This is a genomic window from Luteimonas sp. WGS1318, from assembly GCF_043187535.1.
Lineage (GTDB): Bacteria > Pseudomonadota > Gammaproteobacteria > Xanthomonadales > Xanthomonadaceae > Luteimonas.
Genome location: NZ_CP171131.1, coordinates 598,017 through 621,864 on the forward strand (window position 1 = coordinate 598,017; position 23,848 = coordinate 621,864).

Below are 23,848 nucleotides of genomic sequence, written 5' to 3' on the forward strand. Positions count from 1 at the left end.
GGAGGCGTCGATGCGTTGCGGGCGCGGCGCGCATGCCCGACTGCCCGCTGTGAGACGCCGACCTGGTGACGCGTCCAGGTGGACGCTTCGGGACGCCACGGCCACCGTCGTGGCGGCGCCAGACCCGGCCCGCGCCAGGGTCGATGGGGCACATGTGGTCGCCGCGCGCGGGATGTACGCTGCGGCCTGCACCGCCCGTCGCCCCGACCGCGCCCAGGAGTCGTCCATGCGATTGCCCGCCTGTCTTCTGCTCGCCGTGCTCGGGGCCCCGCCCGTGCTGGCGTCCGACACCCCGCTCGACGGCGACTGGGTCGTCGATCTCTCCACGCGGCCGGGAGAGCCGTACACCCGGCCGATGCAGCTGGCCTTGGAAGCCGACGGCACCGTGACCGGACGCTTCTACGGCAGCGAGATCGAGGCCGGCCGCTGGAAGCGGGACCGCGGCCGGCTGTGCGCGAGCTTCCGCACGTCGGATGGCGAGGGCCCGTACCACACCGCCGTCTGCGCCACCGACGGTGCTGCCGCCGGGCAGACCTGGGCCGAGCATCGCGATTTCCTGTTCAACTGGAACGCGACCCGGCCACCGTCGACACCTTGAGGGGCGAGGCAAAGCGTTCCGGTGCCGGCGGCGAGTTGATTCTCGACCTGACGCTGCGTGGCTCAGGTCGCGCCCGCTGTGTGCGATGGACATCGTGGCCGGTGCGCGACGCCCGCACGGGGCCGCCCGCGCCGTCTCAGTCGCTGTGCGGCAGCACGCACTCGTCGGGCACCTGATGCTTCTGCGCGAGGGCGTGCAGGGCCTCGTTGATCCAGTCCCGCTCATGCGGAGGCGCACTTTCCCGCAGGCGGACGGCCATGTTGGCCAGCGCGGCGATTTTCTTCAGCCGGTCGCCTTCGGACATGCCGTAGGTGCACAGGCTGGTGTCCAGGTCGCGCAGCGCGGCCGTGGTGGCTTCGTTGATGGTCATGGGCAGCTCGTCCGTCGAAGCCTGCAATGTAGAGCGGCACCGTGGACGGCGCGTCATGGCCGCAGGCCTCGCGTCAGCGGGGGCGACGGCGCGAGGTCGGGCGCGGCGGCAGCGTGTCGAGCACGTGGGCGTTGCGGCGACCCCAGTCGTAGACCAGCTCGATCGGTTCGACCAGCCGCAGGCCCAGCGGCGTGAGCGCGTAGTCCACCGCGGGCGGCACCGTCGGATGCACGGTGCGCGCGACGGCGCCGATGTCCTCGAGTTCGCGCAGCGTCTGCGTCAGCATCTTGCGCGACAGGCCGGGGAGGCTGCGGTGCAGGGCGCCGCTGCGCGCCTGCCCGGCATGCCGGGCCCACAGCGTGTGCAGGACCATCGAGGTCCATTTTGTACTGAACAGGTCCAGCACGCGGCGCGGCGCGCAGTCTTCGCGCCAGTCGTCGTCGATGCGGGCTGAATCGTCGGGTGTGGTCACCATTTGGTGCCTTCTTCCTGCGGACGTACCGGCTTCCTAAGGTGGGCGCCGGTTCTTCGATACGAGGTGCGATTGTGACCCAACAGGCTCTGGTGGTCGGTGCGACCGGGATCGTCGGTGGTGCGCTGGTGACGCAACTGCAGGACGCGGGCTGGGCGGTGCAGGGACTGGCGCGACGCCCCGACGGCCTGCCCGCCGGCGTGCAGGCGGTCTCCGCCGATCTCGGCGACGCGCAGGCCACACGTGACGCGCTGGCCGGCCTCGCACCGAGCCACGTCTTCATCACCACCTGGTCGCGCCAGGCCACGGAGGCCGAGAACATCCGCGTCAACGCGGCGATGGTGCGCCACCTGCTCGATGCCCTGCGGCCGGCCGGTTCGGTGCGTCATGTCGCGCTGGTGACCGGGCTGAAGCATTACCTCGGGCCGTTCGAAGCCTACGGGCAGGGCGTGCTGCCACAGACGCCGTTCCGCGAGACGCAGCCGCGGCTGGACGTGGAGAATTTCTACTACGCGCAGGAAGACGAGGTCTTCGCCGCCGCGGCGCGTGACGGCTTCCACTGGAGCGTGCATCGCCCGCACACGGTGATCGGCGCGGCAGTGGGCAACGCGATGAACATGGGCACGACGCTCGCGGTGTACGCCTCGCTGTGCAAGGCCACCGGCCGGCCGTTCCGCTTTCCCGGATCGGCCGCACAGTGGAGCGGCCTGACCGACATGACCGACGCGCGCCAGCTCGCCCGCCATCTGCTGTGGACGGTGCGCACGCCGGCCGCTGCCGACCAGGCGTTCAACGTCGTCAATGGCGACGTGTTCCGCTGGCGCTGGATGTGGGAACGCATCGCCGGCTGGTTCGATCTCGAAGCCGAGGAATTCACCGGCGAGATGGCACCGCTCGTGCAGCAGATGGCGGACGACGGGCCGGTGTGGGCGCGACTCGCGGCCGAGCACGCTCTGGTCGAGGCGGACATCGCGCGACTGATCTCGCCGTGGCATACCGATGCCGATCTGGGCAGGCCGCTGGAGGTCGTCACCGACATGTCCAGGAGCCGCCGTCTGGGCTTCGACGGCTATCAGGCGAGCGACGATGCGTTCTTCGACCTGTTCCACACGCTGCGCGCGCAGCGCTTCATTCCCTGAGACGCGCGGCATCGCGCATGAGGCCCGATCGCCCGCGCGGCCTGGATCAGGCCCCGCGGGCGGACGCGTCAGCGCGTCAGGATGTCGACGATGATCCCGGTCGCTGCGGTCACCAGCAGGTACCGGTCGTCCTCCTGCCGCACCCAGCGGTGGCCGGGCGGCGGCGCGGCCAGCTGATGGCGGCCGTAATCACCGACCCAGTATCCGTCGAGTTCCGCCACAGGCAGGCGCGCCCTTGCGCCAGGCCTGTTTCTGCCAGCCCAGCGGCGCGGCCTGGGCGCGATGCGGGCCGCCCGCGTGTGCCGGCGGGCCCTTGCCGCGCGCATGCGGCGGCGGATCGGCGAGCGCCGACGTGCTGGCCAGGGCCAGGCCGAGCGCGGTGCTCAACAACACCAGCGTCATCCCGCGATTCGGATGCACTGTGGACATGGCGATCGCCTGCAGCAGAGAGAGCGCGCACCGTAGCGCCGCGGCGGTGAAGCCGGCCTGACGTGGCGCCCGGCGTTGCGCATGGTCAGAGGGCGGGTCACACCCCTGGGCGGATCGCGGGCGGACGCGGCATCGGCGGCGTGCGGCGGCGTGTCTGGAAAGGCGCTTGTTACAGTGCAAGGCCGTTCTTCGATGGAGCCGACGATGGCCCAGCCCCTGATCCGCGCCATCGGTGCCGGCCTGCTCGCCACGGCCGGCATGACCGGCGCCGCCGCCTCCACCGGGGATGCCGACGACTGGTGGCAGCAGTTGCAGGCGCTGTGTGGCAAGGCCTACGTCGGCACGCTGGTGCGCGCGCCCGACGGCGACGACACCTTCCGCGACAAGCGCGTGGTGATGCACGTGCGCGACTGCAGCGACGACCGCGTGCGGATTCCGCTGGTGGTCGATGCGGACCGGTCGCGCACCTGGGTGTTCACCCGCACGCCGGACGGCATCGAGCTCAAGCACGACCATCGGCATGCCGACGGCACGCCCGATACGGTGACGATGTACGGCGGCACGACCAGCAACGCCGGCAGTGCCGACACGCAGATGTTTCCCGCCGATGCGCAGACGCGTGCGGTGATTCCCGGCAGTGGCCTGCGCAGCGCGTGGCTGGTCGAGGTCCATCCGGGGACGCGCTTCGTCTATGCAGCCAACCGGGTGGGCACCGAGCGCGGCTTCCAGGTCGATTTCGATCTCACCCGGCCGGTGCCGGCACCCGAGGCGCCGTGGGGCTGGGTGGACTGAGCACGCCCGCGGGTGCGGGCCACGCACGCGTGTCAGAATCGCCGGCCATCGAGGACCTTGCATGCATCAGCCCGCGGCAAAACTGCCCCCGCATACCGAATCGCGGCGGATCGAATCGCTGCGCGCCTACGGCATTCTCGACACCCCCATCGAGGCGGTGTTCGAGGACATCACCCGGATCGCCTCGGCGGTCTGCCAGACGCCGATCTCGGTCATCAACCTGGTCGACGCCGACCGCCAGTGGTTCAAGTCCGAAGTCGGCCTCGGCGTGCGCGAAACGCCGCTCGAGACCTCGATCTGCGCGCACGCGATCCTGGAACACGACTTCCTCGAAGTGCCCGACACCACGCGCGATGCGCGCTTCGCGTCGAATCCGCTGGTGACCGGCGATCCCGGCCTGCGGTTCTACGCCGGCGCGCTGCTGAAGACACCCGACGGCCTGCCGCTGGGCACGGTCTGCGTGCTCGACACCGAGCCGCGTACGCTGACGCCCGAGCAGGTCGACACGCTGCGCGCGCTGTCGCGGCAGGTGATGGCCCAGCTCGAACTGCGCCGGATGCTGGCCGAGGCACATGCGGTCAGCGAACACCGTGCGCGCGTGCTCGCCAGTGCCGGCCACGATCTCAAGACGCCGCTGCGCGCGGCGCTGTACGCGATCAGCCGCGCGCGCGTGGGCGCGAGCGAAGCGCAGCTGCAGAAACTCGACAGCGCCGAGCAGGAGCTGACGATCGTCCATCAGACATTCGGTGAACTGATCGCCTCGGCGACCGGACGTGGCGGCTTCGCGCCGCCCGCGCTGGAGGTCGCCGACGTGGCGCCGGTGGTCGAGCAGGTCGGCGCGTCGTGGCAGCGGTCGGCGGTGCGCAAGCAGGTCGCATTCGAGGTCCGCATCGAGATCGCGCCGTGCCCGGCGCGCACGCATGCCGGCCTGCTGGAAACCCTGCTCGGTAATCTGGTGTCGAACGCGGTGAAGTACACGGCGGCCGGCGGGCGCGTCGAGCTGGTCTGCCGGCAGGAGAACGGCCTGACCTGCATCGACGTCATCGACACCGGCATCGGCATGGATCCGGCGCGCGTGGACGGCTACTTCAACGCCTTCCAGCAGGGCGATGCACGCTCCGACGGCCTCGGCATCGGCTTGTGGATCGTGCGCCAGACCGCGGATGCCCTGGCCGCCGATCTCGATGTCGCCTCCACGCTGGGCGAGGGCACTCGGATCACGGTGCGTCTGCCGACGTCCTGACCGCATGGCGTGGCCCTCCGGATCGACGATGTGGATCCAGGGGGCGCGTGCAACGCGCTGCCTAGCCGGCGCGCGAGCGCGTCCAGTGCGCGAACAGGCCACCGCCGAGCGCGCTGCCGGCCGCCATCCCCAGCAGGCCGGCCAGACCGCGGGTCGCGTCGATCAACACCGGCATCGGCGCGACCGCGTCGGTGATGCGGATCGCGACGACGAGGCCGATTCCGGCCGCCAATGCGTACAGCGGCGTGCGCAAGCGCGGCCAGCGCCGGCCGAGCCCCATCGCGACCGGCAGCGCGGCCAGCCAGGCCGCGGCGACGAGGCCGAGCTGCACCGGGCCGTAGCCCGCGAGATCCTGCAGCGATGTGGTGAGCCGCACGGCGAATGGAATCTCGACGAAGGGCGTCAATGCCTGCAGGTTGAACTGGGTCTGCACCAGCGCGCCCCAGGCCGCGGCGATCGACAGTGCGACGGCGAGGGCGCCGAGACGGCGTGGCCACGAGGGGCGGAGGCGGGCGGTCATGCGGACGGTTCGGGCATCATCATGCGGACGATGATGCCGCAGCCGCGGCGCCGAGGTGGAGTGTCCGTGTCGTTCGCCAATGTCTGGTTTCCGTTCTTGCGTGTCGCGCAGCTGCGCCGGCGCGTGGCCGCCGCTGTGCTGGGCCTGCTGTGCGCCGCGGGTGCGGCGGCCGCCGACTACCGCATCGACACCGTCGCCGAAGGGCTCGAGTTCCCGTGGGCGCTGGCATTCCTGCCTGACGGCCGGCTGCTGGTGACCGAGCGGCCGGGGCGGCTGCGTGTGATCGAGCGTGAGGCCGATGGCGGCTTCGCGCTGCGCGCCGCGCCGGTGGCCGGCGTGCCCGCGGTCTTCGCCAGCGGGCAGGCGGGCCTGTTCGACGTGCTGGTCGATCCGGCATTCGCGCAGACGGGGCGCATCTACCTGTCGTTCGCGCACGGCACGGCGCGCGCGAATCATCTGCGCGTCGTGCATGCCCGGCTGGGCGCGAGCGGCCTGGAGACGGTGACGCCGATCCTGACCACGCAGCCCGCCAAGACCCACGCCCAGCATTTCGGCGGCCGCATGGCGTGGCGGGCCGACGGCACGCTGGTGGTCGGGATGGGCGACGGCAATCTCGAGCGCACCGACGCGCTGCGCCTGCATACCCATCTGGGCAAGCATCTGCGCATCGACCGCGACGGCGGCATTCCCGCCGACAATCCATTCGTCGGCCGCGCCGGAGCGCGGCCCGAAATCTTCAGCATCGGCCACCGCAATCCGCAGGGGCTGGTGCGGGTGGGCGATGCGCTCTACGCGCACGAGCACGGCGCGAAAGGCGGCGACGAACTCAACCGACTCGCGCCCGGCGCGAATTACGGCTGGCCGATCACCACCGACGGCGTCGACTACACCGGCGCGCGGGTCACGCCCTATACGCGCTGGCCCGGCGTCACCGCGCCGCTGACGCACTGGACACCGTCGATCGCGCCGGCCGGCATGGCCTTCTATGACGGCGCGCTGTTTCCGGCCTGGCGCGGCAGCCTGTTCGTCGCCGCGCTGGTCGAACGCAGCGTGCGCCGGGTGCCGATGCCCGGCGGCGCGCCGGGCCCGCAGGAGGTGCTGTTCGCGGAACTCGGCGAGCGCATCCGCGACGTGCGCAGCGGCCCGGACGGCGCGCTCTACCTGTTGACCGACAGCGCGCAGGGCCGTGTGCTGCGTGTCGTGCCGGCCGCAGCGGACTGAGGTCCTCGCGCCTCGCGCGTCGTCCGTTCGAGAGCGGCGTCCGGTGCACGTGGACCGGATCCCGCGCCTGCGGGCAGCGTCGGGCGTCACGTGCACCGGTGACGACGTCGTATCGCGCGCGGTCGTTGCGCTCGCGCGTCGTCGCGACGCCGCCAACGGTGCGGCAACGCATTTGCGGACATTCTGTTCGGACGGCGTCGACATCGAGTGCGGCGATGGGGCCCACGCGGTGACCGGCGCACCGCAAGAGCAGCGCAGCTCGCGTGCTTCACCTGGCCGTGCGCGCGGCACGCCGACAGTCGAGGCCATGGCGAGTGCGTCCACCCTCTACCTGGTCCATCTCGAGATCGACGGCGCGATCGACGCCTCGGTGGCGGCGGACAGCGTGCAGCTGGCGCCCGGCCTGCATCTCGTCGAGAGCACCGCCACGCGCTCGCAGCTCTATCACCGGATCAAGCGCCGGCATGCGCCGGACCGCCTGCTGGTGGCGCCGCTGACGGAGCCGCCGAAATTCATGGGCATGGCGCCCGGCGCATTGCGCTGGCTGCGCGCGCGCAGCGACCGGCGCGCGCGCTGAGGCGTCGCGTCCCTGACTGTCCGCGGACGCGTGCACACCTGCCGCATCGGCGGCGCGCGCCGGATCGCCATGCCATCATCGGACGGTCCTGAAGGAGTCATTCCATGCGCATCGCCTCGTGTGCCCTCGCGCTGTTGTTCACCGCCGTCGCGGCGGCACCGGCATCGGCATCGGCCGGGTCGGGCAGTGCCGCGGACGCCGGACCTGCGCAGGTGCGTGTCGTGCAGGAGGAAGGCGTCTGGCAATTGACGGTCGACGGGGCGCCGTTCCGCGTGCGCGGCGCCGGCCTGTCGGGTGGCGACATCGAGGCGCTGGCGCAACGCGGCGGCAATGCGTTCCGCACCTGGAGCACCGGGCTCGATCGCGCGCAGGTGACCGCGATGCTCGACCGCGCGCACCGCAACGGGCTGCGTGTGGCGATGGGCCTGGAGGTCGGCAAGGAGCGCCACGGCTTCGATTACGACGATCCGGACGCGGTCGCCGCGCAGCTGGCCCGCATCCGCGAGGAGGTGGCCGCTTACCGCGCGCATCCCGCTGTGCTGATGTGGCTGGTCGGCAACGAACTCAATCTGGACGCGCGCAACCCGAAGGTCTGGGATGCGGTGAACGCGATCGCCGAGGCGATCCACGCGATCGACCCGCACCATCCGGTGATGACGCCGCTGGCGGGCTTCGACGCGGCGCTGATCGGTGAACTGAAGGCGCGCGCGCCGGCGCTCGATCTGATCGGCGTGCAGCTCTACGGCGACATCGAAGGCATGCAGACGCGTCTGCGCGACGCCGGTTGGGCCGGCGCCTACATCGTCACCGAGTGGGGCCCGACCGGCCACTGGGAAAGCCCGGAAACCGCGTGGGGCGCGCCGATCGAGGACGACGCCTCGCGCAAGGCGGCGCTGCTGGCCGAACGCTATGCGCGTGACATCGACAGCGACCGGACCCAGGGACTCGGTTCGTTCGTCTTCCTCTGGGGGCAGAAGCAGGAGCGCACGCCGACCTGGTACGGCCTGTTCCTGGCCAGCGGCGAATCCACGCCCGGGGTCGACGCGATGCAGCAGCTGTGGACCGGCGCCTGGCCGGCGAACCGCGCGCCGTCGATCACACCCCTCCGGATCGACGGGCGCACGGCGCTCGACAGCGTGACGCTGGCGCCGGGCGCCACGCACACCGCGCAGGTCGATGCGCGCGACCCGGACGGCGATCCGATCGCCTACCGCTGGATCGTGCGCGAGGAGAGCACCGCGACCTCGATCGGCGGCGATCCCGAGGCCTTGCCGGCCGCGGTCGAGCTGCGCGTTTCGGATGCCGACGACGCGGGCGCGTTGCGCTTCACCGCGCCCGCGGCCCCGGGACATTACCGGCTCTTCGTCGAAGCGCACGACGGCCAGGGCCACGCGGCCTACGCGAATGTTCCGTTCCGGGTGAGCGAGACCTCCGCCGCGGAGTGACGTGACGCTCGGCGGGCACCGCCTGCGACGGTGATCGCGGCGTCTGGAGCGCGAGCTGCCGTGTCGCCACGCATCGCCGTCGCGGCCGTGCCGGACACGAACACGCCGCGCTGCATCGGCTGCAGCGCGGCGTGGGTCGAAACGTGTGCGGCGCGCGCCCCGGCGGCGCGGGCGTCAGGCGACCGCGCGGCTCAGATCGGCCACCCGGTAGCCGGCACCGGTGATCGTGTGCAGCAGCTGCACGTCCTGATCGCGGTCGATGGCCTTGCGCAGGTTGTACAGATGGCTGCGCAGGGTGTCGGAGTCGGGCAGGCTCAGGCCCCAGATCTCCTGCTCGATCTCGCGGCGGGTGACCACGCGGGGTGCCTCGCGCATCAGGATCGTCAGGATCTTCATCGCGATCGGCGCGAGGTTGAGCTCCTTGCCCGCGCGCTGCACGCGCAGCGACACCGGATCCAGCCACAGGTCGCCGACCTCGAGCACCGCGGCGCCCACTTCGCGCCGGTCGCGCCGGATCAGCGCGCGGATGCGGGCCTCGAGCTCCTTGATGTCGAAGGGCTTGGTCAGATAGTCGTCGGCGCCCGCTTCGAGGCCTTCGATCTTCTCTTCCAGCGAATCGCGCGCGGTGAGCATCAGGATCGGCGTCGAGCTGCGACCGTCGGCGCGCAGGCGGCGACAGACTTCCAGCCCGCCCAGACGCGGCAGCATGAGGTCGAGCACGATGACGTCGAACGGGTTTTCCGACGCCAGGTTGTAGGCGTCGATGCCGTCGGCCGCATAGTCCACCTCGAAGCCACGGCTTTCGAGGAACTCACCGACGGGTTCGGAGATATGGCGGTTGTCCTCGACCAGCAAGACCAGACCACCCGGGCTGTGATGCGCCATCCAACGACTCCGAATGCAGATTAAGGTTCGCGAAATTCGCATCACATCGGTGCAGACGCGGTGAATGTGAAGCGCCAAACCGTGCAAGATCGACGCGGCGCGACGCACGGGTTCGGCCCGCGCCGCGCCTCGGGCCATCGGGTGGTCCGGCGGTATCCTGTGCCGCCCGCCTGGCGTCGGTTCGATGGGTACGCGCGCAATCCTTCATCTCATCCTGCATGCGGCGGTGCCGGCACTGATCGCCTGGCTGTTCTTCCGCGATCGCTTCCTGCGCGCCTGGGGTCTGATGCTGCTCGGGTGGGTCATCGACGTCGACCATCTGCTGGCCGACCCGATCTACGCGCCCGGGCGCTGCAGCATCGGCTTCCATCCGCTGCATACCGCGCCGGCCATCGCGGTCTACGGCGTTCTCGCGCTGCCGCGGCGCACCCGCCTGTTCGGCATCGGTCTGCTGGTGCACATCGCGCTCGATGCGATCGACTGCCTGTGGATGCATCACACCGGCTGAGCCGGCATGCCTGCGGGGCCAGCGGCGATTCAAGCGCCAGCTGGTAGCGTGGGAATTCACCGATCCCGGTCCGGAGCGTTCTGATGCGTCGATCACACCTGGTGTGGATGTCACTGCTGCTGCCGTTGTCCGCCGTGGCCCAGGACGGCGACATCGATCTGAGCCCGCCGGCGCCGACGATGTTCACCGGGCCCGGCGCCTTCGGTGATGGCGAATACACCGGACCGCGGACCGCGCGTCCAGGGTCGCGCGAACTGCGCACGGCCCGGGGCGGCCTCGGCGGGTGCCCGACCGCGCCCGACGGCAGCGAACGGACCGTGACCGGAAGCGTGACGACCGGCATCGGCCATTCCTCGCGCGGCGGCACCAGTCACTACAACGCCGCCGACATCAATCTGTGCACCGAGCGCGTCAATGCGAGCGGCGACATCAGCACGACCAACCTGCATCTGAGCGTCGGCCGCTCCGACGGACCGGGCTACTGGCCGGGCGGCATGTACGGCGGCCCCGGGTACTACGGGCCGGGGGCGGGCTTCGACGTCTACGCGCCGGGCTGGCGCGAGCCGTTCGGGCCCTGGTCGGGCGGCGGCCCGGCGCGTCGCGAATCCTGGACGGAAGGCCGTCGGCCCTGGCGCTGAGCGCCGCGTTCAGTTTCGCGGACGGCAGCGCGCCCTTGGAACGCGAACGCGACATCCGCATTGCATCCCGCTCACATCCGCCTGCCTAGAGTCGTCGCGTGCCTTTCCGGTACGAACGCAGGCAAGTGGAGAACGTGTATGATAATGAAAATTCCGCAGGGCGCACTGATCGTCGTCGCCAACGGTGGCGCGGCCCGTGTGTTCAGCAACGTCGGTGACGAGCGCGCGCTGAGCCTCAAGCAGGAGGCGCTGCTCGAAGGCATGAACCTCAACGACGATGGTCCGGCGGGATCGATGCCGGCCGAATCGAGTGCCTCGCAGCTCGACGAAGCGACGTTCGCCAAGCAGCTCGCGCACGGCCTCAACGAAGGCGCGCTGAAGAGCCGTTACGCGCATCTGGTGCTGATCGCGGATCCGCAGACCCTCGGCCGCGTGCGTCCGTTGCTGCACAAGGAGACCACGCAGCGGCTGATCGGTGACCTGGCCAAGGATTTCACCAACGCACCGCTCGAGACCATCGAGCGCGCGCTGTCCTGACATGACCCGCGTGACGCCGTATTCGAACGAGCCGCCGGATCGCACCGGGATTGACGCGATGCCGGGGCTGGTCGCACTCGAATTCGGCACCGACTGGTGCGGGCATTGCCAGGGCGCGCAGGCGTTCCTGCAGCCCGCACTGGCGGCGCGGCCGGACGTGCGCCATTTCCGGGTCGAAGATGGCCCCGGGCGTCCACTGGGCCGCAGCTTCAAAGTGAAGCTGTGGCCGACGCTGGTGCTGCTCCGCGATGGCGTGGAGGTGGCGCGGGTGGTCCGGCCTGCCACGCGCGACGACGTGGACGCCGCCCTCGATCTGCTGGGCCCGCCCGTCGAATGACCGAGTCACTGAAGTGGTAGGTTGTGAGTGGCCGCCAGGCATTCCGCTCGCCCACTGCGCACGGCCGCCCTGGCGCTGTCATGCCCCAGTTGCTGGAACGATGCGCTTCACCATGTCTTGCGCAATGTGGACGTCGGTTCGCACACCATCTGCTTCACGATGTAGGCGTCGGCGTGTCAGGCGTCCGGTCGTGGCCGCGCGCGCCACGCGTTCCCACGAACGTGATCTCGCCCGAGGTCTCGAGCACCGCCAGCTCGATCTGCGCGATCGTCGCGAAGCCGGCGGCGCGCCGGGCGGTGGCCAGCTCACGCTCGGTGATCGACTCCCGCGCGAGTGCCTTGCGGAACAGGGTGCCGTGACGCACCAGGATCACCGGTTCGCCTTCGACCAGACGATCGAACCGCCGGCTTCGCGCCGATAACCGGCCGACGCCCCAGTTCAACAGCAGCAGGGTCGTCGCCAGCAGCAGGCCGCCGAGCAGGGAACTGTCCTGACCGAGCAGCGCGTTCTGCACCGCGTTGCCCAGCAGCACGATGACCAGCAGGTCGAACGGGGTGAACTGCCCGACGGTGCGCTTGCCGGCCAGGCGCATCAGTATCAGCACGGCGACGTACACCACGACCGCGCGCAGCACGAATTCCCACCACGGCATGCCGAGATCGAACATGCGGGCCAGGGCGTCGCCCATCACGGCGATCCGGTGCGAAAACTGCGCATTTCACCCACGGCCGCATTGGCGAGTGGAGCGGACTGCTGCATGGCATCGGGCCTCGCTCGGGTGCGACGAACGCCGCTGTGGCGGTTATGGCGCGGTCGTCGTTGCATCGTCGTGAACGACGGCGCCAGCCGCAGGCACGCGGCCTTCATCGTCGCAGCTGGATGATCCGTGGAGCACGACGCGTGCCGCTGTCCCCCGGAATCCGAACATGTCGCCCATCCGCTTCACTCTTCGACACAATGCCGCGACCTTCGACTGGGAGCTCGTCGAAGACAGCGGCGCGCGCGCTTCGGCGCACTATCTGACCCGCCACGCTGCGTTCGTCGATGTCGCATCGGATGCGCAGGTGATGCGCCACGGCGCGACGGTGCGCATCCATGGCGCCGACGGCGGCTACGAAGCCGAGCGGCGCTTCGCCGCCTGATCCCGGATCACGGAGTGGCTCGTGGGTGCGACGGCAGCGCCGTTCGCCGCAACGCGTATGCCACTGCCCCGCGCCTCCTGCACCGCGCAGTACGTTGATGCACTAGGCGCGCGCGCTTCACCTGAGATGGCGCTGCTGTAACGATCAGCCTCTATAACGATCAGCCTCGCGCGTGGCGGGCGACCCAGTCCGCGTAGCGCGTCAGCCAGCCGTCGATGAAGTCGCGGCTGTCGTCGCGCAGCGCGCCCGTATCGTCGAAGACGGCATCGGCCTTGAGAAACACCTCGGGCTGGCCGAGCGTGGGCATGTCGAGATAGGCCAGGATCGTGCGCAGGTGCTGCTGCGCCGCCGCTGTGCCGATCGCACCGACCGAGACACCGACGATGCCGGCTGGCGTGCCGGCCCAGCTGCTTTCGCCGTACGGGCGCGAAGCGTGGTCGAGCGCATTCTTGAGCACGCCGGGAATCGAGCGGTTGTATTCCGGCGTCACGAACAGCACGCCGTCAGCCTGGGCGATCTCGCGCTTCAGACGCAGCACGTGGGCATGCGGCGCGTCATCGTCGTCCTGGTTGTACAGCGGCAGGTCGCCGATCTCGACGCGGTGCAGTGCCAGCGTGTCGGGCGCGCGTTCGACGAGCACATCCGCGAGCTGGCGGTTGAAGGAATCGCGGCGCAGGCTGCCGACGATCACGGCGATGCGATGGGGATGCATGGGGCACCTCGCTGTTCGAACGGTTGACGGAGCGGTCAGGCGGTCTGCGGCGGATCCTGCGGACGCGTCGGTGACGGTGGGTCCTGTTGCGGCTGGGGATCGCGTTCCGGGTCGCCCGGCGTCGGCACCGGCGGATCCACCGGCTGATCCGGCACCGGATCGTGCATGGGGTGGGGGATCGAGCCGAGGATATCGTCGTTGGGTGTGGGCTGCGGGGTCTGCATGGCGCTGGCTCCTCGATGCGAGGCATCCACCTTGGGCGCTGCGATGGCAGCCGGCCGTGAAGCATGCCGATGCGCCTTCACGACGCAACCGCTTCACGCGGCGCGGGCGATGCTGCCGCGTGATGCCGGAAATCTGCCGGCCACGCGTCCAACGGAGGGCTCCCGATGCGTCGATTCGTGCAGGCCTTCGCCGCGGGCGTCTGGCCACCCGCCATGCCGTCGGATCTGGCCACGGCGCTGGAGGCGGCGCCCGACCGCTACAACATCGGCACCCGCCGGCCGGCGGCGGTCATTCTCGAACGTGACGGCGCGCTTGCGGTGGAAGAGTTCGACTGGGGTCTGGTCCCGGCCTGGTCGCCGCTGCCCGAAACCAGGTACACCACCGTCACCGCACGCCTGGCCCGCGCGCCGCGCAGCCGCATCTTCAAGCGGCCGTGGGAGACGATGCGCTGCGTGGTGCCGATGAACGGTTATTACAAATGGGATCGCTCGGGCGAGACCCCGCAGCCGTATTTCATCCAGGCCCAGGACGGGGATGCCCTGTTCGCGGCCGGCCTGTGGGACCACTGGAGCAAGGACACGCCGGAGCTGTATTCGTTCGCCGTGCTCACCCACCCCAATCCCGCGATCCCGCCACCGCTGGTCGCCGATGGTCCGGTCTTCATGCCGGCGACGGCGATCGCCGACTGGATTGCCGGGCCGCGCCGCGCGCAGGCGTTCCTGGAGACCATGCCGCAGCCGGCGCTCGAGGCCTATCCGGTCTCGCGCCGGATCCGCAACGCCGATGTCGACGACTACACCCTGCTCGAACCGGTGGACATCGCGTCGGCGCAGGACGACGACGGCGACTGGCTCGCGCATGCCTTCGACGAGGCCGACGAGGACTCTTGACGTGGCCTCCCGCCGGCGTGCGTACCGTGTTCCCGAATGCGGCGCGCGCCGTACGACCGCTGGAGCCCCCCATGACCCCTCACTGCCTACCGTTCCGCCCCCTGCTCGCCATCGTGGCGTTGTGCGTGGCGGGTGGCGCGTTCGCGCAGTCGCCGCTGAGCGATGCGCAGACCCGGTACATGGGCGCGCATGTGTTCGAGCGTCAGGTCGAGGTCTTCCGGCGGTACTGCGCCGCGGACGCGGACGCGAGCGAACGGCTGGAAGCCGGCATTGCAACCTTCCGTTCGGAAAACCCGGAGTTCGGCGCCGCGCTGCGCGCGCGTCCGACGGACGCGGCGTTCGTGTCCGGCGTCGACGCCTTCGATGCGCGCTTCGTCGAGATGGCGGAGGCGATGCATGCCTACCTGTCGCTGCAGCCGCCGCAGGCCCGCTGCGCGGACCTCGCCGACAATCTCGGGCAGATGCGCTTTGCAGCGATGATCGACGAGGCCGCCGACAGCGCCGCCGCTGCGGTGACGGCGTCGGTGCCCTGATCCGGCAGACGCCGCGGTTGCGGTCGCCGCGCGGCCGATGTCAGAACGGATCGCCGGTGACCGGATCTCGCAGCGGATCGGGCAGGGCGTGGATGCGTGCGCGGGTGTCGCGGTCGGGCGCCTCGCGCATCACGTCCCAGCGCTGGCCCTCGGGATAGGCGCCGACCACCTGGAACGCCGCATCGGCCTGCAGGCAGCAGTGGCCGGTGCCGGCCGGCAGCAGCAGTGCATCGCCGGCGGATACGTCGACGGCCCGGGCGTCCGGTCCGCCGAGCATCAGACGCGCATGCCCCCGGGCGACGCCGAGCACCTCGTGGGCCGTCGAGTGGTAGTGGTGATACGCGTAGACGCCCCCGCGCCAGTCCGGCGGCCAGCCGTGCGCGGCGAAGCGCTGCTCGAACCCGCGTGCGTCCAGCGGCGCCGGCCCCGCACGGTAGATCCGCACCGGCAGGCGCGGATGATTGGGCACCCAGCCGTGGGCGGGCAGGATCAGGGTCTCGACGCGCATCAGGCACCTCCGGGACCGGGATGCTGGAGCGTCCGCCGTCGAGCGCGCGTCGTCGTGCGCGAACGCCGTCAGGCCGCCGGCGCCACGTGCAGGTGCACGTCGGCCGGCCAACGCGCGCGGCCTCCGAGCCCGGGCAACTCGACCAGCACGGCCGCGCCCAGCACGTGGGCGCCTTGCGCGCGGGCCAGCGCGAGGGCGGCGGCCAGTGTGCCGCCGGTGGCCAGCACATCGTCGACGAGGACCACGGAGGCGCCCTCGGGCACTGCGTCGGTGTGGATCTCCAGCCGGTCGCGGCCGTATTCCAGCGCGTAGTCGTGCTGCAGCGTGCGCGCCGGCAGTTTGCCCGGCTTGCGCACCGGCACGAACCCGGTGCCCAGTGTCTGGGCGAGCGCGGCGGCGAAGATGAAGCCGCGCGACTCGATGCCCAGGAACGCCGCGGGCGGCGCCTCGCGCCAGGGTGCCGCCATCGCCTCGATCGCGGCGGCGAAGGCGTGGCGATCGGCCAGCACGGGCGTGATGTCCTTGAACACGATGCCGGGCTTGGGAAAATCGGGAATCTCGCGGAGCAGGGTCGACCAGTGCGCCATCGGCGGGTCTCGAACGGGGCGCCCGATGATCGCCGCGCAGGCACGGCGACACAAACCTCACCCCGACCGGCGTATCCGCTCAGCAGCGATGCCCGTCCGGGCGTCCGCCTTCGAACCCGTCGCCATGCCGATCCGTCGCTGCATCCCAGTCCTGCTCGCCGCCGTCCTCGTCCTGGGCGCAGGCCCGGCGCAGGCACGCACGATCTGGCGCTGTGTGCTCGATGGCACCGTCAGCATGTCGACCGCGCCCGAGCCCGGATCCACCTGCACGCCGCGCGAGGTGCCGGACGACGCGGTGCAGACGCCGAACCTCTGGGGCGAGATGGGGGTGTTCAGCGGCGTGCTCTACGAGCGCGAGCAGGACGGGCGCCTGGTCTACGGCACCCGGCGCCTGCCCGGCGCCCGCGAGTACCTGCGCTTCACCGTGCAGACCCCGCCCGGCGAACCCGCGCATGCGGGCCTCGGGCGCGTCGGTGCACCGCGCCTCGACGCGTGGCCGACGCTGTTCCGCGAGGCCGCGAAGGCCAACGGCCTCGACGAGGCCTGGCTGCGTGCGATCGCCCACGCCGAGAGCGGCTTCGAGGCCGCGGCGGTGTCGCCCAAGGGCGCGCGCGGGGTGATGCAGCTGATGCCCGACGTGGTCGCGGACTACGACGTCAGCGATCCCGATTCGCCCGCGCAGTCGATCCGGGCCGGCGCACGCCACCTGCGCTGGCTGCTGCGCCGCTACGACGACGACCGCACACGTGCGTTGGCTGCCTACAACGCCGGGCCGGGCACCGTGGACCGCTACGACGGCGTGCCGCCCTATGCCGAGACCCGCGCCTATATCGACAAGGTCCAGGCGCTGTACCTGCGCTATCGCGAGGCGATGGGGCGAGCGGTGGAGCGCCCGGCGATCTGAGGTCCGTCAAGCAGAAGGCCGCGGTTCGCACCGCGGCCTTCTGTCGTGAAACAGGGGTGCGACAGGCTCAGCCTTCGCGCGGCGTCAGCCGGATCAGGCGGCCGTCCGCACCGTCCTCGATCACCCACAGCGCGCCGTCCGGCCCCTGGGTCACGCCGCGGATGCGCGCGCCCATCGCGAAGCGTTCGGCCTCGCGTGCGGTGGTGCCGTCGAGTTCGATGCGCACCAGGGTCTGGCCCGAAAGGCCGCCGGCGAAGGCGTTGCCGGTCCACTCCGGGAACAGCGTGCCCGAATAGACCATCAGGCTCGACGGCGAGATCACCGGCGTCCAGGTGATCAGCGGCTTGATGAATTCCGGACGCGTGTCGTGATCGGGGATCGGGCGGCCGTCGTAATGGTCGCCGTTGGAGACGATCGGATACCCGTAATTGCCGCCACGCTCGATCAGGTTGAACTCGTCGCCGCCGGCCGGGCCCATCTCGATTTCCCACAGCTTGCCGTCGCCGTCGAACGCGATGCCCAGCGGATTGCGCAGACCCAGCGCCCAGACCTGCGACGCGACTTCGCCCTGGTCGGCGAACGGGTTGTCGGCCGGCACGCTGCCGTCGTCGTTGAGCCGGACCAGCTTGCCCATGTTCGAGGTCATGTCCTGGGCCGGGTCGAATTTCTGCCGGTCGCCGGACGAGATCCACAGCATGCCCTCGGGACCGAACGCGATGCGGTGCGCGTAGTGGCCGTTGCCGCTGACCTTGGGCACCTGGCGCCAGATCACCTCGACGTCCTGCAGCGCGCCGGCCTCGGCATCGAGCCGTGCGCGTGCGACGGCCGCGCCGCGCCCACCGTCACCGTCTTCGGCGTAGCTGAAATAGACCAGCCCGTTCTGCGCGAACTGCGGATGCGGCACCACATCGCCCAGGCCACCCTGGCCGCCGTAGCCGACCTCGGGCACGCCGGAAATCTCGCGCGCCTCGCCGCCCGGCAGGGTGACGTGCTTGAGCACGCCGGATTTCTCGGTGACCAGCAGGCTGCCATCGGGCAGGAAGGCCAGCGCCCACGGCTCGTTGAACGTGGCGACCGCGCTGCTGGCGAACGGCACGCCCTCGATCGCGTCACCTTCGGCCGCAGGTGCGGCGGCGGCCGGCTGCGCGTCCGAGCCGGCGGTGGCGGTGGTGCCGTTGGCGGCGTTGCCGTCGCAGCCCGACAGCCAGAGCAGTGAGGACGCGAGCGCGGTGAGGGTCAGTGGACGCAGGTGCATGGGCATCTCCAAAGCGCAATCAGGGAAACCCCGAGTGTCGCACAGGCCTTGCGGACGCCCGGTATGGAGCGCGTCGCGGCAGGATTCGTAAACGTTGTGTTCCGTTCATCGAAAACGGGCGCTGCCGCGACGCGTCCGCCACGGTCGGACGCCGCCGCCCATTCCCGCCACGGCGGGCTTCGTCGTCCGCCACTCACGCGGCCGCTACACAGGCGCTACCGGCACCGCGACCCGGTGTGGTTAAGCACTCGTAAGTGGGCGCGACGCCGGCCCCCGGAGCATTCATTCGCGCCGCGGCAAGGTGGGCCCCGTGCGGTATCCACGACGAGGATGAACCACCTCCCGCGCGTCCTACATTCCCACTGGAGAACACCATCATGAAGAATGTCCGCAAGCCGATGATCGCCACGATCGCTCTGGGTGTCGCGATGGCGATGCCGATGGCCTTCGCGCAGGAAGCGACGACTGCCGAGCAGGCGCCGCCGACCACCACCACTCAGGATTACGCGCAGGACGCCACGGCCGAAGCGCCGCAGGCCCAGCAGGGCCAGGTCACCTGGGCCGATCTCGACACCGACGGTGACGGCCGTCTGAGCCAGGCCGAAGCGTCGGGCCTCGAGGGCCTCGGCCAGGTGTTCAGTGACGTCGATGCCGACGGCGACGGTTTCATTACGCCCGAGGAGTATCGCGATTACGTGAACCGTCAGGCGGCTGGTGCCGGCGCGGCTGACGAGTAAGCGTCACGTGTCGATGCCGTCCATCCCCTCCCGGTGATGGGCGGACCTGGGCGGCCCGCTTCGGCGGGCCGCCTTTTGTTTGGGAGACGTCACACTGTCCGTGCTGCGGGTCTTGCAGCGACGCACTAGACTTTCGCGATGACCCAGGGCATCCAGCTGGTCGGCTTCGACGCCGACGACACCCTCTGGCGCAGCCAGGACTATTTCGACAAGGCCCAGCGCGCGTTCGAGGCCATCGTGGGCCATTACGTGGACCTCGGCGACGGCCGCGTCGCCGACGCGCTGTACGCGGTGGAGTCGGCCAACATCGCGGTGTTCGGCTACGGCGTGAAGGGCATGGCGCTGTCGATGATCGAGTCCGCGACCCAGATCACCGATGGCCGCATCAGTGCTCGCGACCTGCACCGCATCGTCGACATGGCCAAGGACCTGCTGCGACATCCGGTCGAGCTGTTGCCGGGCATCCGCGAGGCCGTCGAGGCCATCGCCGCGCGCTTCGATGTCGTGCTGATCACCAAGGGCGACCTGTTCCACCAGGAAGCGAAGGTCCGCGATTCGGGATTGTCCGACCTGTTCCGCCGTATCGAAATCGTCAGCGAAAAGGACGCGCCCACCTATGCGCGCGTGTTGACCGAGTTCGAGGCCGGGCCGCGGCAGTTCCTGATGATCGGCAACTCGCTGCGCTCCGACATCGCCCCGGTGCTCGCACTCGGTGGCTGGGGTGTGCACATGCCCTACCGGACGACCTGGGCGCACGAAACGGACGTGTCGATCACGACAGGCCTGGAGCGTATGTGCGAGGTCGCCTCACCCGACGCGCTGCCCGCGGCCGTGCTCGACCTGGCGACGCGCGCGATTGCACTCTGAGGTGAGCGCCCGACCATCCGGGTAACCGGTTCCAGCGGATGGAAAGCGTTTCCAGTTTGAATGCCGTATTTATGCGGGTTCGACATGAACGAGTCAGGCGGGAAAATTGCGCGTCGATTCATCCGCGCTCGTCGATGGTGGCAGTCGAGGGCCACCGGCGTGGTGGCCGCCCCGCACCACGGAGACCCCGATGACCACCACGAGCCTCACCCGCTGGATCCTGCCCGCCGTCCTCGCGACGGGTTTCGTCGCCGCTGCCATGGTGACTGCGCCGGCCCGTGCGAATGACGATCTCGTGCGCGTGATCGTCGATGTCGCCGATGTGATGATGCGCGGCAACACGCCTTACTACCGCCATGGCGGCTACGGCCAGAACGATCGCCTGCTGGTCTCCTACGACCGCTACGGCCGCCCGGTCTACTACCGCAACGTGCCGCGCAATCATCGGGCCTACCGGCCCGGCCCGCCGCCGCACGCACGTGCACACGGCCGCCACGACAACCGCCATTCGCGCACCCGGTGCGACAACCGGGGCCGTTGCACGGTGCAGTACTACGACCCGCGCCAGGACCGCCGCGGCCGGCGCTGAGCAGATCCGGCCCGGCTGGCCGGGTCGATCGTCCGAACGCGTCGCAGGCCACGGGCCCGCGGCGCGTTTTCTGCTAGCGTTGGGCCATGGCCGTTTTCCTCACGATGTTCCGTTCCGCAGCGCCGCGGCGACACCTGCAGGCGCTGTCGATGATCGCGCTGGTTGCAGGCCTGGCAGCGCTTCCGGCCGTGGCGGCCGAGACCACGACCTGTGAACTGACGTTCGAAGCCAGCGACTGGTCGACGCAGTACCGCGCCGCACGCGGGGCCGGTCTGGTGCAGTGCGCCGACGGCCGCAGCCTGCCGGTGCGGGTCAGCGTCAAGGGCGGCGGCGACCGCGCGCTGCGCATTGCGTCCGGGGCCGCCAGCTTCAGTGGCGTGCGGGACCCCCGCGACGTGATCGGCGCCTATGCCGCCGACGGCCACGACGCCGGGTCGCACCGTTCGATGCGCAAGGGCGGCGTGCAGGTGCGGGTGACCGCAACCGGTGACTGGTGGCAGCAGGGCGGACGCCCCGACAGCCTGGTCATCGCGACGCGCTGATCGGCCGCGTCAGGGACTGCGGGCGCGCGTGTCGTCGTTGACCGGCATGCTGCGCATTGTGTTTTCCGCATCCTGTCCGATCCGGGTCGCGACCCGGTCCAGGGCCACCCAGTACACCGCGAGCAGTACGACGGCGACCGCACCGGCGATGCTCCAGCGCAGCATCCGCCCGCGGCGTGCCGGTGGCGGTGATAGATCGATGGCCATGGCGCTGTCCTCGAGGGTGACGTTGGGCTATGGTCGGCCGTCGCGTGTCGCGGCACTGTCGTCATCGCCGCGGCCGCATCGCGACCGTCCGAGAATTACCGCCATGTTCCTGCGCCCGTCGTTGCTGCTGTCCCTGTTGATCGCCCTGCCGCTGTCGGTCGCTGCGCAGGCGCCGCCGGCCGAAGGCACGGGCGCGGTGGACGAGGCGGTCGAACCGGAGGTCTGGGCGCCGCGCAGCGGGGATGCCTGGCTCGATACCTGGCTGACCGATCTCAATCTCTACGCCGAACGCTACGGCGATGCCTTCGTCGACGAACTGGTGCGCTATCGCGGCGCGCCGCGCGCGCTGGTGGAGCAGCTCGTTGCGGACCCGGCCTGGGAGCCGGCCGATGTCTATGTCGCGTGTGCACTCGCGCAGGCGCTCGGCCGCACCTGCCGCGAGGTCGCGGCCGCGTGGCGGCGTGATCCTGCGGGCGGCTGGGAGAGCGTGGCCGAGAACCTCGACGACGAACGCCACCGCGAGGCGATGGACCGGGTCAAGCGTGGGCTCGTCGACAGCTATGACCGCTGGGCGCGGCCGATCCGCCTGGACGCGGCCCTGCGCCGCGCGTTTCCGGACCGCGGCGGGTGAGGGCCGGCGGCGCGTCCGCGCTGCCGGCCGCGACCGTCAACCGATCGCCAGCGTCTTGTTCTTGCGTTCGGCGAGGCGCTTTTCCAGGTAGTGGATGTTCTGTCCACCGCCATGGAAGCCCTGGTCGCGCATGATCCGCTGCTGCAGCGGGATGTTGGTCTTGATGCCGTCGACGACCATCTCCGACAGCGCCACGCGCATGCGGCAGATCGCCTGTTCGCGATCGGCACCATGCACGATCAGCTTGCCGATCATCGAGTCGTAGTTCGGCGGCACCGCGTAGCCCTCGTAGACGTGCGTGTCGACGCGCACGCCCGGGCCGCCCGGCGCATGGAAGTGGCGGATCGTGCCGGGCGAGGGCATGAAGGTGTCGGGGTCCTCGGCATTGATGCGGCATTCGATCGCATGGCCGGTCAGCACCACGTCTTCCTGCCGGATCGACAGCGGGTGGCCCGAGGCGATCATCAGCTGTTCGCGCACCAGATCGATGCCCGTCACCATTTCGGTGACCGGATGCTCGACCTGGATGCGGGTGTTCATTTCGATGAAGTAGAAGCGGCCGTCCTCGTACAGGAACTCGAACGTGCCCGCGCCGCGGTAGCCGATGCGGATGCAGGCGTCCACGCAGACCTTGCCGATCGCCGCACGCGCCTCGGGCGTGATGCCCGGCGCCGGCGCCTCCTCGACCACCTTCTGGTGGCGACGCTGCATCGAACAGTCGCGCTCGCCGAGGTGGATCGCATTGCCCTGGCCGTCGGCCAGCACCTGGATTTCCACGTGGCGCGGGTTCTCGAGGAACTTCTCCATGTAGACCATGTCGTTCGAGAACGCGGCCTTGGCTTCCTGCTTGGTCGTCGCGATCGCGTTGACCAGTGCGGCTTCGGTGTGGACGACGCGCATGCCGCGTCCACCGCCGCCGCCCGCCGCCTTGACGATGACGGGGTAGCCGATCTCGCGGGCGATCTTGACGTTGGTCGCCGCGTCGTCGTCGAGCGGACCGCCGGAGCCGGGCACGCAGGGCACGCCGGCTTCTTTCATCGCGCGGATCGCCTCGACCTTGTCGCCCATCAGGCGGATGGTCTCGGCCTTCGGCCCGATGAAGATGAAGCCCGACTGTTCGACGCGTTCGGCGAAATCGGCGTTTTCGCTGAGGAAGCCGTAGCCGGGATGGATCGCCTGGGCGTCGGTGACCTCGGCCGCGGCGATGATCGCCGGCATGTCGAGGTAGCTCTGACCCGAGGGCGGCGGGCCAATGCAGACCGATTCGTCGGCCATGGCCACGTGCTTGAGGTTGCGGTCGACGGTGGAGTGCACCGCGACCGTACGGATGCCGAGGGTGTGACACGCGCGCAGGATGCGCAGCGCGATCTCGCCCCGGTTGGCGATGACGACTTTTTCAAGCATGGGATTGGGGATTCGGAATTGGGGATTCGGGAAAGGCATCCGGCTCGCGGATGCGGCGTTCGTGCGTGCGGATCAGGGCATTGAGGCGGGCGAACGTACGGTCGAGCAGTTCGGGATCGATGGACGAGGCGGTGCAGAACCCGAGGCGTCGTGCGATTTCCAGCTGGGTGGAGACCTCGGCAAGGGAGCCGCGGGCAAACGACAGATGCCGGAGATAGTCGGACGTCGATCGGCGCGCGGCACCCTCGGCAATGTTCGAAGGCACGCTGATTGCGGCCCGGCGCAGCTGCGCGGTCAGGCCGTAGCGTTCATCGGCCGGGAACGTGGACGTGGCGCGATACACCGCTTCGACCAGCTGCATGGCGTCCTGCCATACGTCCAGCCGTTCATGCGGTCTCTGCATG

At 70.3% G+C, this 23,848-nt stretch carries 35 protein-coding genes; 20 read left to right on the forward strand and 15 right to left on the reverse strand.

Going from position 1 to position 23,848, the window contains the following annotated elements; all coding sequences use genetic code 11:
• Positions 1–226: 226 nt before the first annotated feature.
• Complete coding sequence (locus ACF3M1_RS02660; RefSeq protein WP_394003684.1) at positions 227–598, forward strand: hypothetical protein; 372 nt, start codon at positions 227–229, stop codon at positions 596–598.
• Between the two features lie 136 nt (positions 599–734).
• Here the strand turns inward: ACF3M1_RS02660 and ACF3M1_RS02665 are convergent, their stop codons facing one another.
• Positions 735–968 carry a hypothetical protein gene (locus tag ACF3M1_RS02665; RefSeq protein WP_394003686.1) on the reverse strand — a complete coding sequence of 78 codons (234 nt, stop codon included), beginning with the start codon at positions 966–968 and terminating at the stop codon, positions 735–737.
• A 73-nt stretch (positions 969–1,041) separates the two neighbouring features.
• On the reverse strand, positions 1,042–1,443 hold the full coding sequence (locus ACF3M1_RS02670) for a winged helix-turn-helix transcriptional regulator (RefSeq protein ID WP_394003688.1): 402 nt from the start codon (positions 1,441–1,443) through the stop codon (positions 1,042–1,044).
• A gap of 71 nt (positions 1,444–1,514) precedes the next feature.
• On the opposite strand from ACF3M1_RS02670, the gene ACF3M1_RS02675 reads away from it, so the two are divergent.
• On the forward strand, positions 1,515–2,579 hold the full coding sequence (locus ACF3M1_RS02675) for an SDR family oxidoreductase (RefSeq protein WP_394003690.1): 1,065 nt from the start codon (positions 1,515–1,517) through the stop codon (positions 2,577–2,579).
• Positions 2,580–2,647: 68 nt separating this feature from the next.
• On the opposite strand, the gene ACF3M1_RS02680 is transcribed toward ACF3M1_RS02675, so the two are convergent.
• Entirely contained in the window at positions 2,648–2,800 is a 153-nt protein-coding gene (locus ACF3M1_RS02680) for an RcnB family protein (protein WP_394003692.1), read from the reverse strand.
• Positions 2,769–3,008 carry a hypothetical protein gene (locus tag ACF3M1_RS02685; protein WP_394003694.1) on the reverse strand — a complete coding sequence of 80 codons (240 nt, stop codon included), beginning with the start codon at positions 3,006–3,008 and terminating at the stop codon, positions 2,769–2,771. The genes ACF3M1_RS02680 and ACF3M1_RS02685 overlap by 32 nt, the downstream gene beginning before the upstream one ends.
• 204 nt (positions 3,009–3,212) lie before the next feature.
• On the opposite strand from ACF3M1_RS02685, the gene ACF3M1_RS02690 reads away from it, so the two are divergent.
• Together ACF3M1_RS02690 and ACF3M1_RS02695 are read left to right on the forward strand one after the other, a co-directional pair.
• The gene (locus tag ACF3M1_RS02690) at positions 3,213–3,800 is read left to right on the forward strand and encodes a hypothetical protein (RefSeq protein ID WP_394003696.1); all 588 of its coding nucleotides are present in this window, start codon (positions 3,213–3,215) and stop codon (positions 3,798–3,800) included.
• Positions 3,801–3,861: 61 nt separating this feature from the next.
• The gene (locus ACF3M1_RS02695; RefSeq protein ID WP_394003698.1) at positions 3,862–5,043 is read left to right on the forward strand and encodes a GAF domain-containing sensor histidine kinase; all 1,182 of its coding nucleotides are present in this window, start codon (positions 3,862–3,864) and stop codon (positions 5,041–5,043) included.
• Positions 5,044–5,104: 61 nt separating this feature from the next.
• Here ACF3M1_RS02695 and ACF3M1_RS02700 read toward each other — a convergent pair whose 3' ends face one another.
• A complete protein-coding gene (locus ACF3M1_RS02700; protein ID WP_394003700.1) occupies positions 5,105–5,563 on the reverse strand; it encodes a hypothetical protein in 459 nt (152 codons plus the stop codon).
• Between the two features lie 66 nt (positions 5,564–5,629).
• Here ACF3M1_RS02700 and ACF3M1_RS02705 point away from each other — a divergent pair, with 66 nt between their 5' ends.
• The 3 genes from ACF3M1_RS02705 to ACF3M1_RS02715 all read left to right on the forward strand — a co-directional run bounded on the left by ACF3M1_RS02705 (position 5,630) and on the right by ACF3M1_RS02715 (position 8,806).
• Positions 5,630–6,784: a PQQ-dependent sugar dehydrogenase gene (locus ACF3M1_RS02705; RefSeq protein WP_394003702.1), complete on the forward strand. Its 1,155-nt coding sequence runs from the start codon at positions 5,630–5,632 to the stop codon at positions 6,782–6,784.
• A 307-nt stretch (positions 6,785–7,091) separates the two neighbouring features.
• Positions 7,092–7,361 (forward strand): hypothetical protein, encoded by a 270-nt coding sequence (locus ACF3M1_RS02710; protein WP_394003704.1) that lies wholly within the window; start codon positions 7,092–7,094, stop codon positions 7,359–7,361.
• Between the two features lie 104 nt (positions 7,362–7,465).
• Positions 7,466–8,806 (forward strand): glycoside hydrolase family 2 TIM barrel-domain containing protein, encoded by a 1,341-nt coding sequence (locus ACF3M1_RS02715; protein ID WP_394003706.1) that lies wholly within the window; start codon positions 7,466–7,468, stop codon positions 8,804–8,806.
• Between the two features lie 174 nt (positions 8,807–8,980).
• Here the strand turns inward: ACF3M1_RS02715 and ACF3M1_RS02720 are convergent, their stop codons facing one another.
• Positions 8,981–9,691 (reverse strand): response regulator transcription factor, encoded by a 711-nt coding sequence (locus ACF3M1_RS02720; protein WP_394003708.1) that lies wholly within the window; start codon positions 9,689–9,691, stop codon positions 8,981–8,983.
• Between the two features lie 184 nt (positions 9,692–9,875).
• On the opposite strand from ACF3M1_RS02720, the gene ACF3M1_RS02725 reads away from it, so the two are divergent.
• The 4 genes from ACF3M1_RS02725 (at position 9,876) to ACF3M1_RS02740 (ending at position 11,711) form a co-directional block, all read left to right on the forward strand.
• On the forward strand, positions 9,876–10,199 hold the full coding sequence (locus ACF3M1_RS02725) for a DUF6122 family protein (RefSeq protein ID WP_394003710.1): 324 nt from the start codon (positions 9,876–9,878) through the stop codon (positions 10,197–10,199).
• 83 nt (positions 10,200–10,282) lie between these two features.
• Positions 10,283–10,837 (forward strand): hypothetical protein, encoded by a 555-nt coding sequence (locus ACF3M1_RS02730; RefSeq protein ID WP_394003712.1) that lies wholly within the window; start codon positions 10,283–10,285, stop codon positions 10,835–10,837.
• A 138-nt stretch (positions 10,838–10,975) separates the two neighbouring features.
• Complete coding sequence (locus ACF3M1_RS02735; RefSeq protein ID WP_394003714.1) at positions 10,976–11,374, forward strand: host attachment family protein; 399 nt, start codon at positions 10,976–10,978, stop codon at positions 11,372–11,374.
• A 1-nt stretch (position 11,375) separates the two neighbouring features.
• Positions 11,376–11,711: a thioredoxin family protein gene (locus tag ACF3M1_RS02740; RefSeq protein WP_394003716.1), complete on the forward strand. Its 336-nt coding sequence runs from the start codon at positions 11,376–11,378 to the stop codon at positions 11,709–11,711.
• A 154-nt stretch (positions 11,712–11,865) separates the two neighbouring features.
• Here ACF3M1_RS02740 and ACF3M1_RS02745 read toward each other — a convergent pair whose 3' ends face one another.
• Positions 11,866–12,387, reverse strand: a complete 522-nt coding sequence (locus ACF3M1_RS02745; protein WP_394005154.1) for a DUF421 domain-containing protein — start codon at positions 12,385–12,387, stop codon at positions 11,866–11,868.
• Between the two features lie 250 nt (positions 12,388–12,637).
• Here ACF3M1_RS02745 and ACF3M1_RS02750 point away from each other — a divergent pair, with 250 nt between their 5' ends.
• Entirely contained in the window at positions 12,638–12,853 is a 216-nt protein-coding gene (locus ACF3M1_RS02750) for a hypothetical protein (RefSeq protein WP_394003718.1), read from the forward strand.
• 160 nt (positions 12,854–13,013) lie between these two features.
• On the opposite strand, the gene ACF3M1_RS02755 is transcribed toward ACF3M1_RS02750, so the two are convergent.
• Both ACF3M1_RS02755 and ACF3M1_RS02760 read right to left on the reverse strand, forming a co-directional pair.
• Positions 13,014–13,565, reverse strand: a complete 552-nt coding sequence (locus ACF3M1_RS02755) for an NADPH-dependent FMN reductase (protein ID WP_394003720.1) — start codon at positions 13,563–13,565, stop codon at positions 13,014–13,016.
• 35 nt (positions 13,566–13,600) lie between these two features.
• On the reverse strand, positions 13,601–13,789 hold the full coding sequence (locus ACF3M1_RS02760; RefSeq protein WP_394003722.1) for a hypothetical protein: 189 nt from the start codon (positions 13,787–13,789) through the stop codon (positions 13,601–13,603).
• A gap of 165 nt (positions 13,790–13,954) precedes the next feature.
• On the opposite strand from ACF3M1_RS02760, the gene ACF3M1_RS02765 reads away from it, so the two are divergent.
• Together ACF3M1_RS02765 and ACF3M1_RS02770 are read left to right on the forward strand one after the other, a co-directional pair.
• The gene (locus tag ACF3M1_RS02765; RefSeq protein WP_394003724.1) at positions 13,955–14,680 is read left to right on the forward strand and encodes an SOS response-associated peptidase; all 726 of its coding nucleotides are present in this window, start codon (positions 13,955–13,957) and stop codon (positions 14,678–14,680) included.
• 26 nt (positions 14,681–14,706) lie between these two features.
• On the forward strand, positions 14,707–15,213 hold the full coding sequence (locus ACF3M1_RS02770; RefSeq protein WP_394003726.1) for a hypothetical protein: 507 nt from the start codon (positions 14,707–14,709) through the stop codon (positions 15,211–15,213).
• Between the two features lie 40 nt (positions 15,214–15,253).
• On the opposite strand, the gene ACF3M1_RS02775 is transcribed toward ACF3M1_RS02770, so the two are convergent.
• Together ACF3M1_RS02775 and ACF3M1_RS02780 are read right to left on the reverse strand one after the other, a co-directional pair.
• Entirely contained in the window at positions 15,254–15,721 is a 468-nt protein-coding gene (locus tag ACF3M1_RS02775) for a cupin (RefSeq protein WP_394003728.1), read from the reverse strand.
• Positions 15,722–15,789: 68 nt separating this feature from the next.
• A complete protein-coding gene (locus ACF3M1_RS02780) occupies positions 15,790–16,308 on the reverse strand; it encodes an adenine phosphoribosyltransferase (RefSeq protein ID WP_394003730.1) in 519 nt (172 codons plus the stop codon).
• Between the two features lie 124 nt (positions 16,309–16,432).
• Between ACF3M1_RS02780 and ACF3M1_RS02785 the strand changes: the two genes are divergently transcribed.
• On the forward strand, positions 16,433–17,212 hold the full coding sequence (locus ACF3M1_RS02785; protein ID WP_394003732.1) for a lytic transglycosylase domain-containing protein: 780 nt from the start codon (positions 16,433–16,435) through the stop codon (positions 17,210–17,212).
• Between the two features lie 67 nt (positions 17,213–17,279).
• Here ACF3M1_RS02785 and ACF3M1_RS02790 read toward each other — a convergent pair whose 3' ends face one another.
• Positions 17,280–18,467, reverse strand: a complete 1,188-nt coding sequence (locus tag ACF3M1_RS02790; RefSeq protein ID WP_394003734.1) for a PQQ-dependent sugar dehydrogenase — start codon at positions 18,465–18,467, stop codon at positions 17,280–17,282.
• Between the two features lie 377 nt (positions 18,468–18,844).
• On the opposite strand from ACF3M1_RS02790, the gene ACF3M1_RS02795 reads away from it, so the two are divergent.
• From ACF3M1_RS02795 to ACF3M1_RS02810, 4 genes are all read left to right on the forward strand, one after another.
• Positions 18,845–19,204: an EF-hand domain-containing protein gene (locus ACF3M1_RS02795; protein WP_394003735.1), complete on the forward strand. Its 360-nt coding sequence runs from the start codon at positions 18,845–18,847 to the stop codon at positions 19,202–19,204.
• 138 nt (positions 19,205–19,342) lie between these two features.
• On the forward strand, positions 19,343–20,071 hold the full coding sequence (locus ACF3M1_RS02800; RefSeq protein WP_394003736.1) for an HAD family hydrolase: 729 nt from the start codon (positions 19,343–19,345) through the stop codon (positions 20,069–20,071).
• A gap of 190 nt (positions 20,072–20,261) precedes the next feature.
• Positions 20,262–20,660, forward strand: coding sequence for a hypothetical protein (locus ACF3M1_RS02805; RefSeq protein ID WP_394003738.1), 399 nt, complete (start codon positions 20,262–20,264; stop codon positions 20,658–20,660).
• Between the two features lie 86 nt (positions 20,661–20,746).
• Positions 20,747–21,202 carry a hypothetical protein gene (locus tag ACF3M1_RS02810; protein ID WP_394003739.1) on the forward strand — a complete coding sequence of 152 codons (456 nt, stop codon included), beginning with the start codon at positions 20,747–20,749 and terminating at the stop codon, positions 21,200–21,202.
• Between the two features lie 9 nt (positions 21,203–21,211).
• Here ACF3M1_RS02810 and ACF3M1_RS02815 read toward each other — a convergent pair whose 3' ends face one another.
• A complete protein-coding gene (locus tag ACF3M1_RS02815) occupies positions 21,212–21,409 on the reverse strand; it encodes a hypothetical protein (RefSeq protein WP_394003741.1) in 198 nt (65 codons plus the stop codon).
• 103 nt (positions 21,410–21,512) lie between these two features.
• On the opposite strand from ACF3M1_RS02815, the gene ACF3M1_RS02820 reads away from it, so the two are divergent.
• Positions 21,513–22,040 (forward strand): hypothetical protein, encoded by a 528-nt coding sequence (locus ACF3M1_RS02820; RefSeq protein WP_394003743.1) that lies wholly within the window; start codon positions 21,513–21,515, stop codon positions 22,038–22,040.
• Between the two features lie 36 nt (positions 22,041–22,076).
• On the opposite strand, the gene accC is transcribed toward ACF3M1_RS02820, so the two are convergent.
• Both accC and ACF3M1_RS02830 read right to left on the reverse strand, forming a co-directional pair.
• On the reverse strand, positions 22,077–23,444 hold the full coding sequence (gene accC, locus ACF3M1_RS02825; RefSeq protein ID WP_394003745.1) for an acetyl-CoA carboxylase biotin carboxylase subunit: 1,368 nt from the start codon (positions 23,442–23,444) through the stop codon (positions 22,077–22,079).
• Positions 23,437–23,805 carry a four helix bundle protein gene (locus ACF3M1_RS02830; RefSeq protein WP_394003746.1) on the reverse strand — a complete coding sequence of 123 codons (369 nt, stop codon included), beginning with the start codon at positions 23,803–23,805 and terminating at the stop codon, positions 23,437–23,439. Before ACF3M1_RS02830 ends, accC begins: the two co-directional genes overlap by 8 nt.
• Between the last annotated feature and the right edge of the window lie 43 nt (positions 23,806–23,848).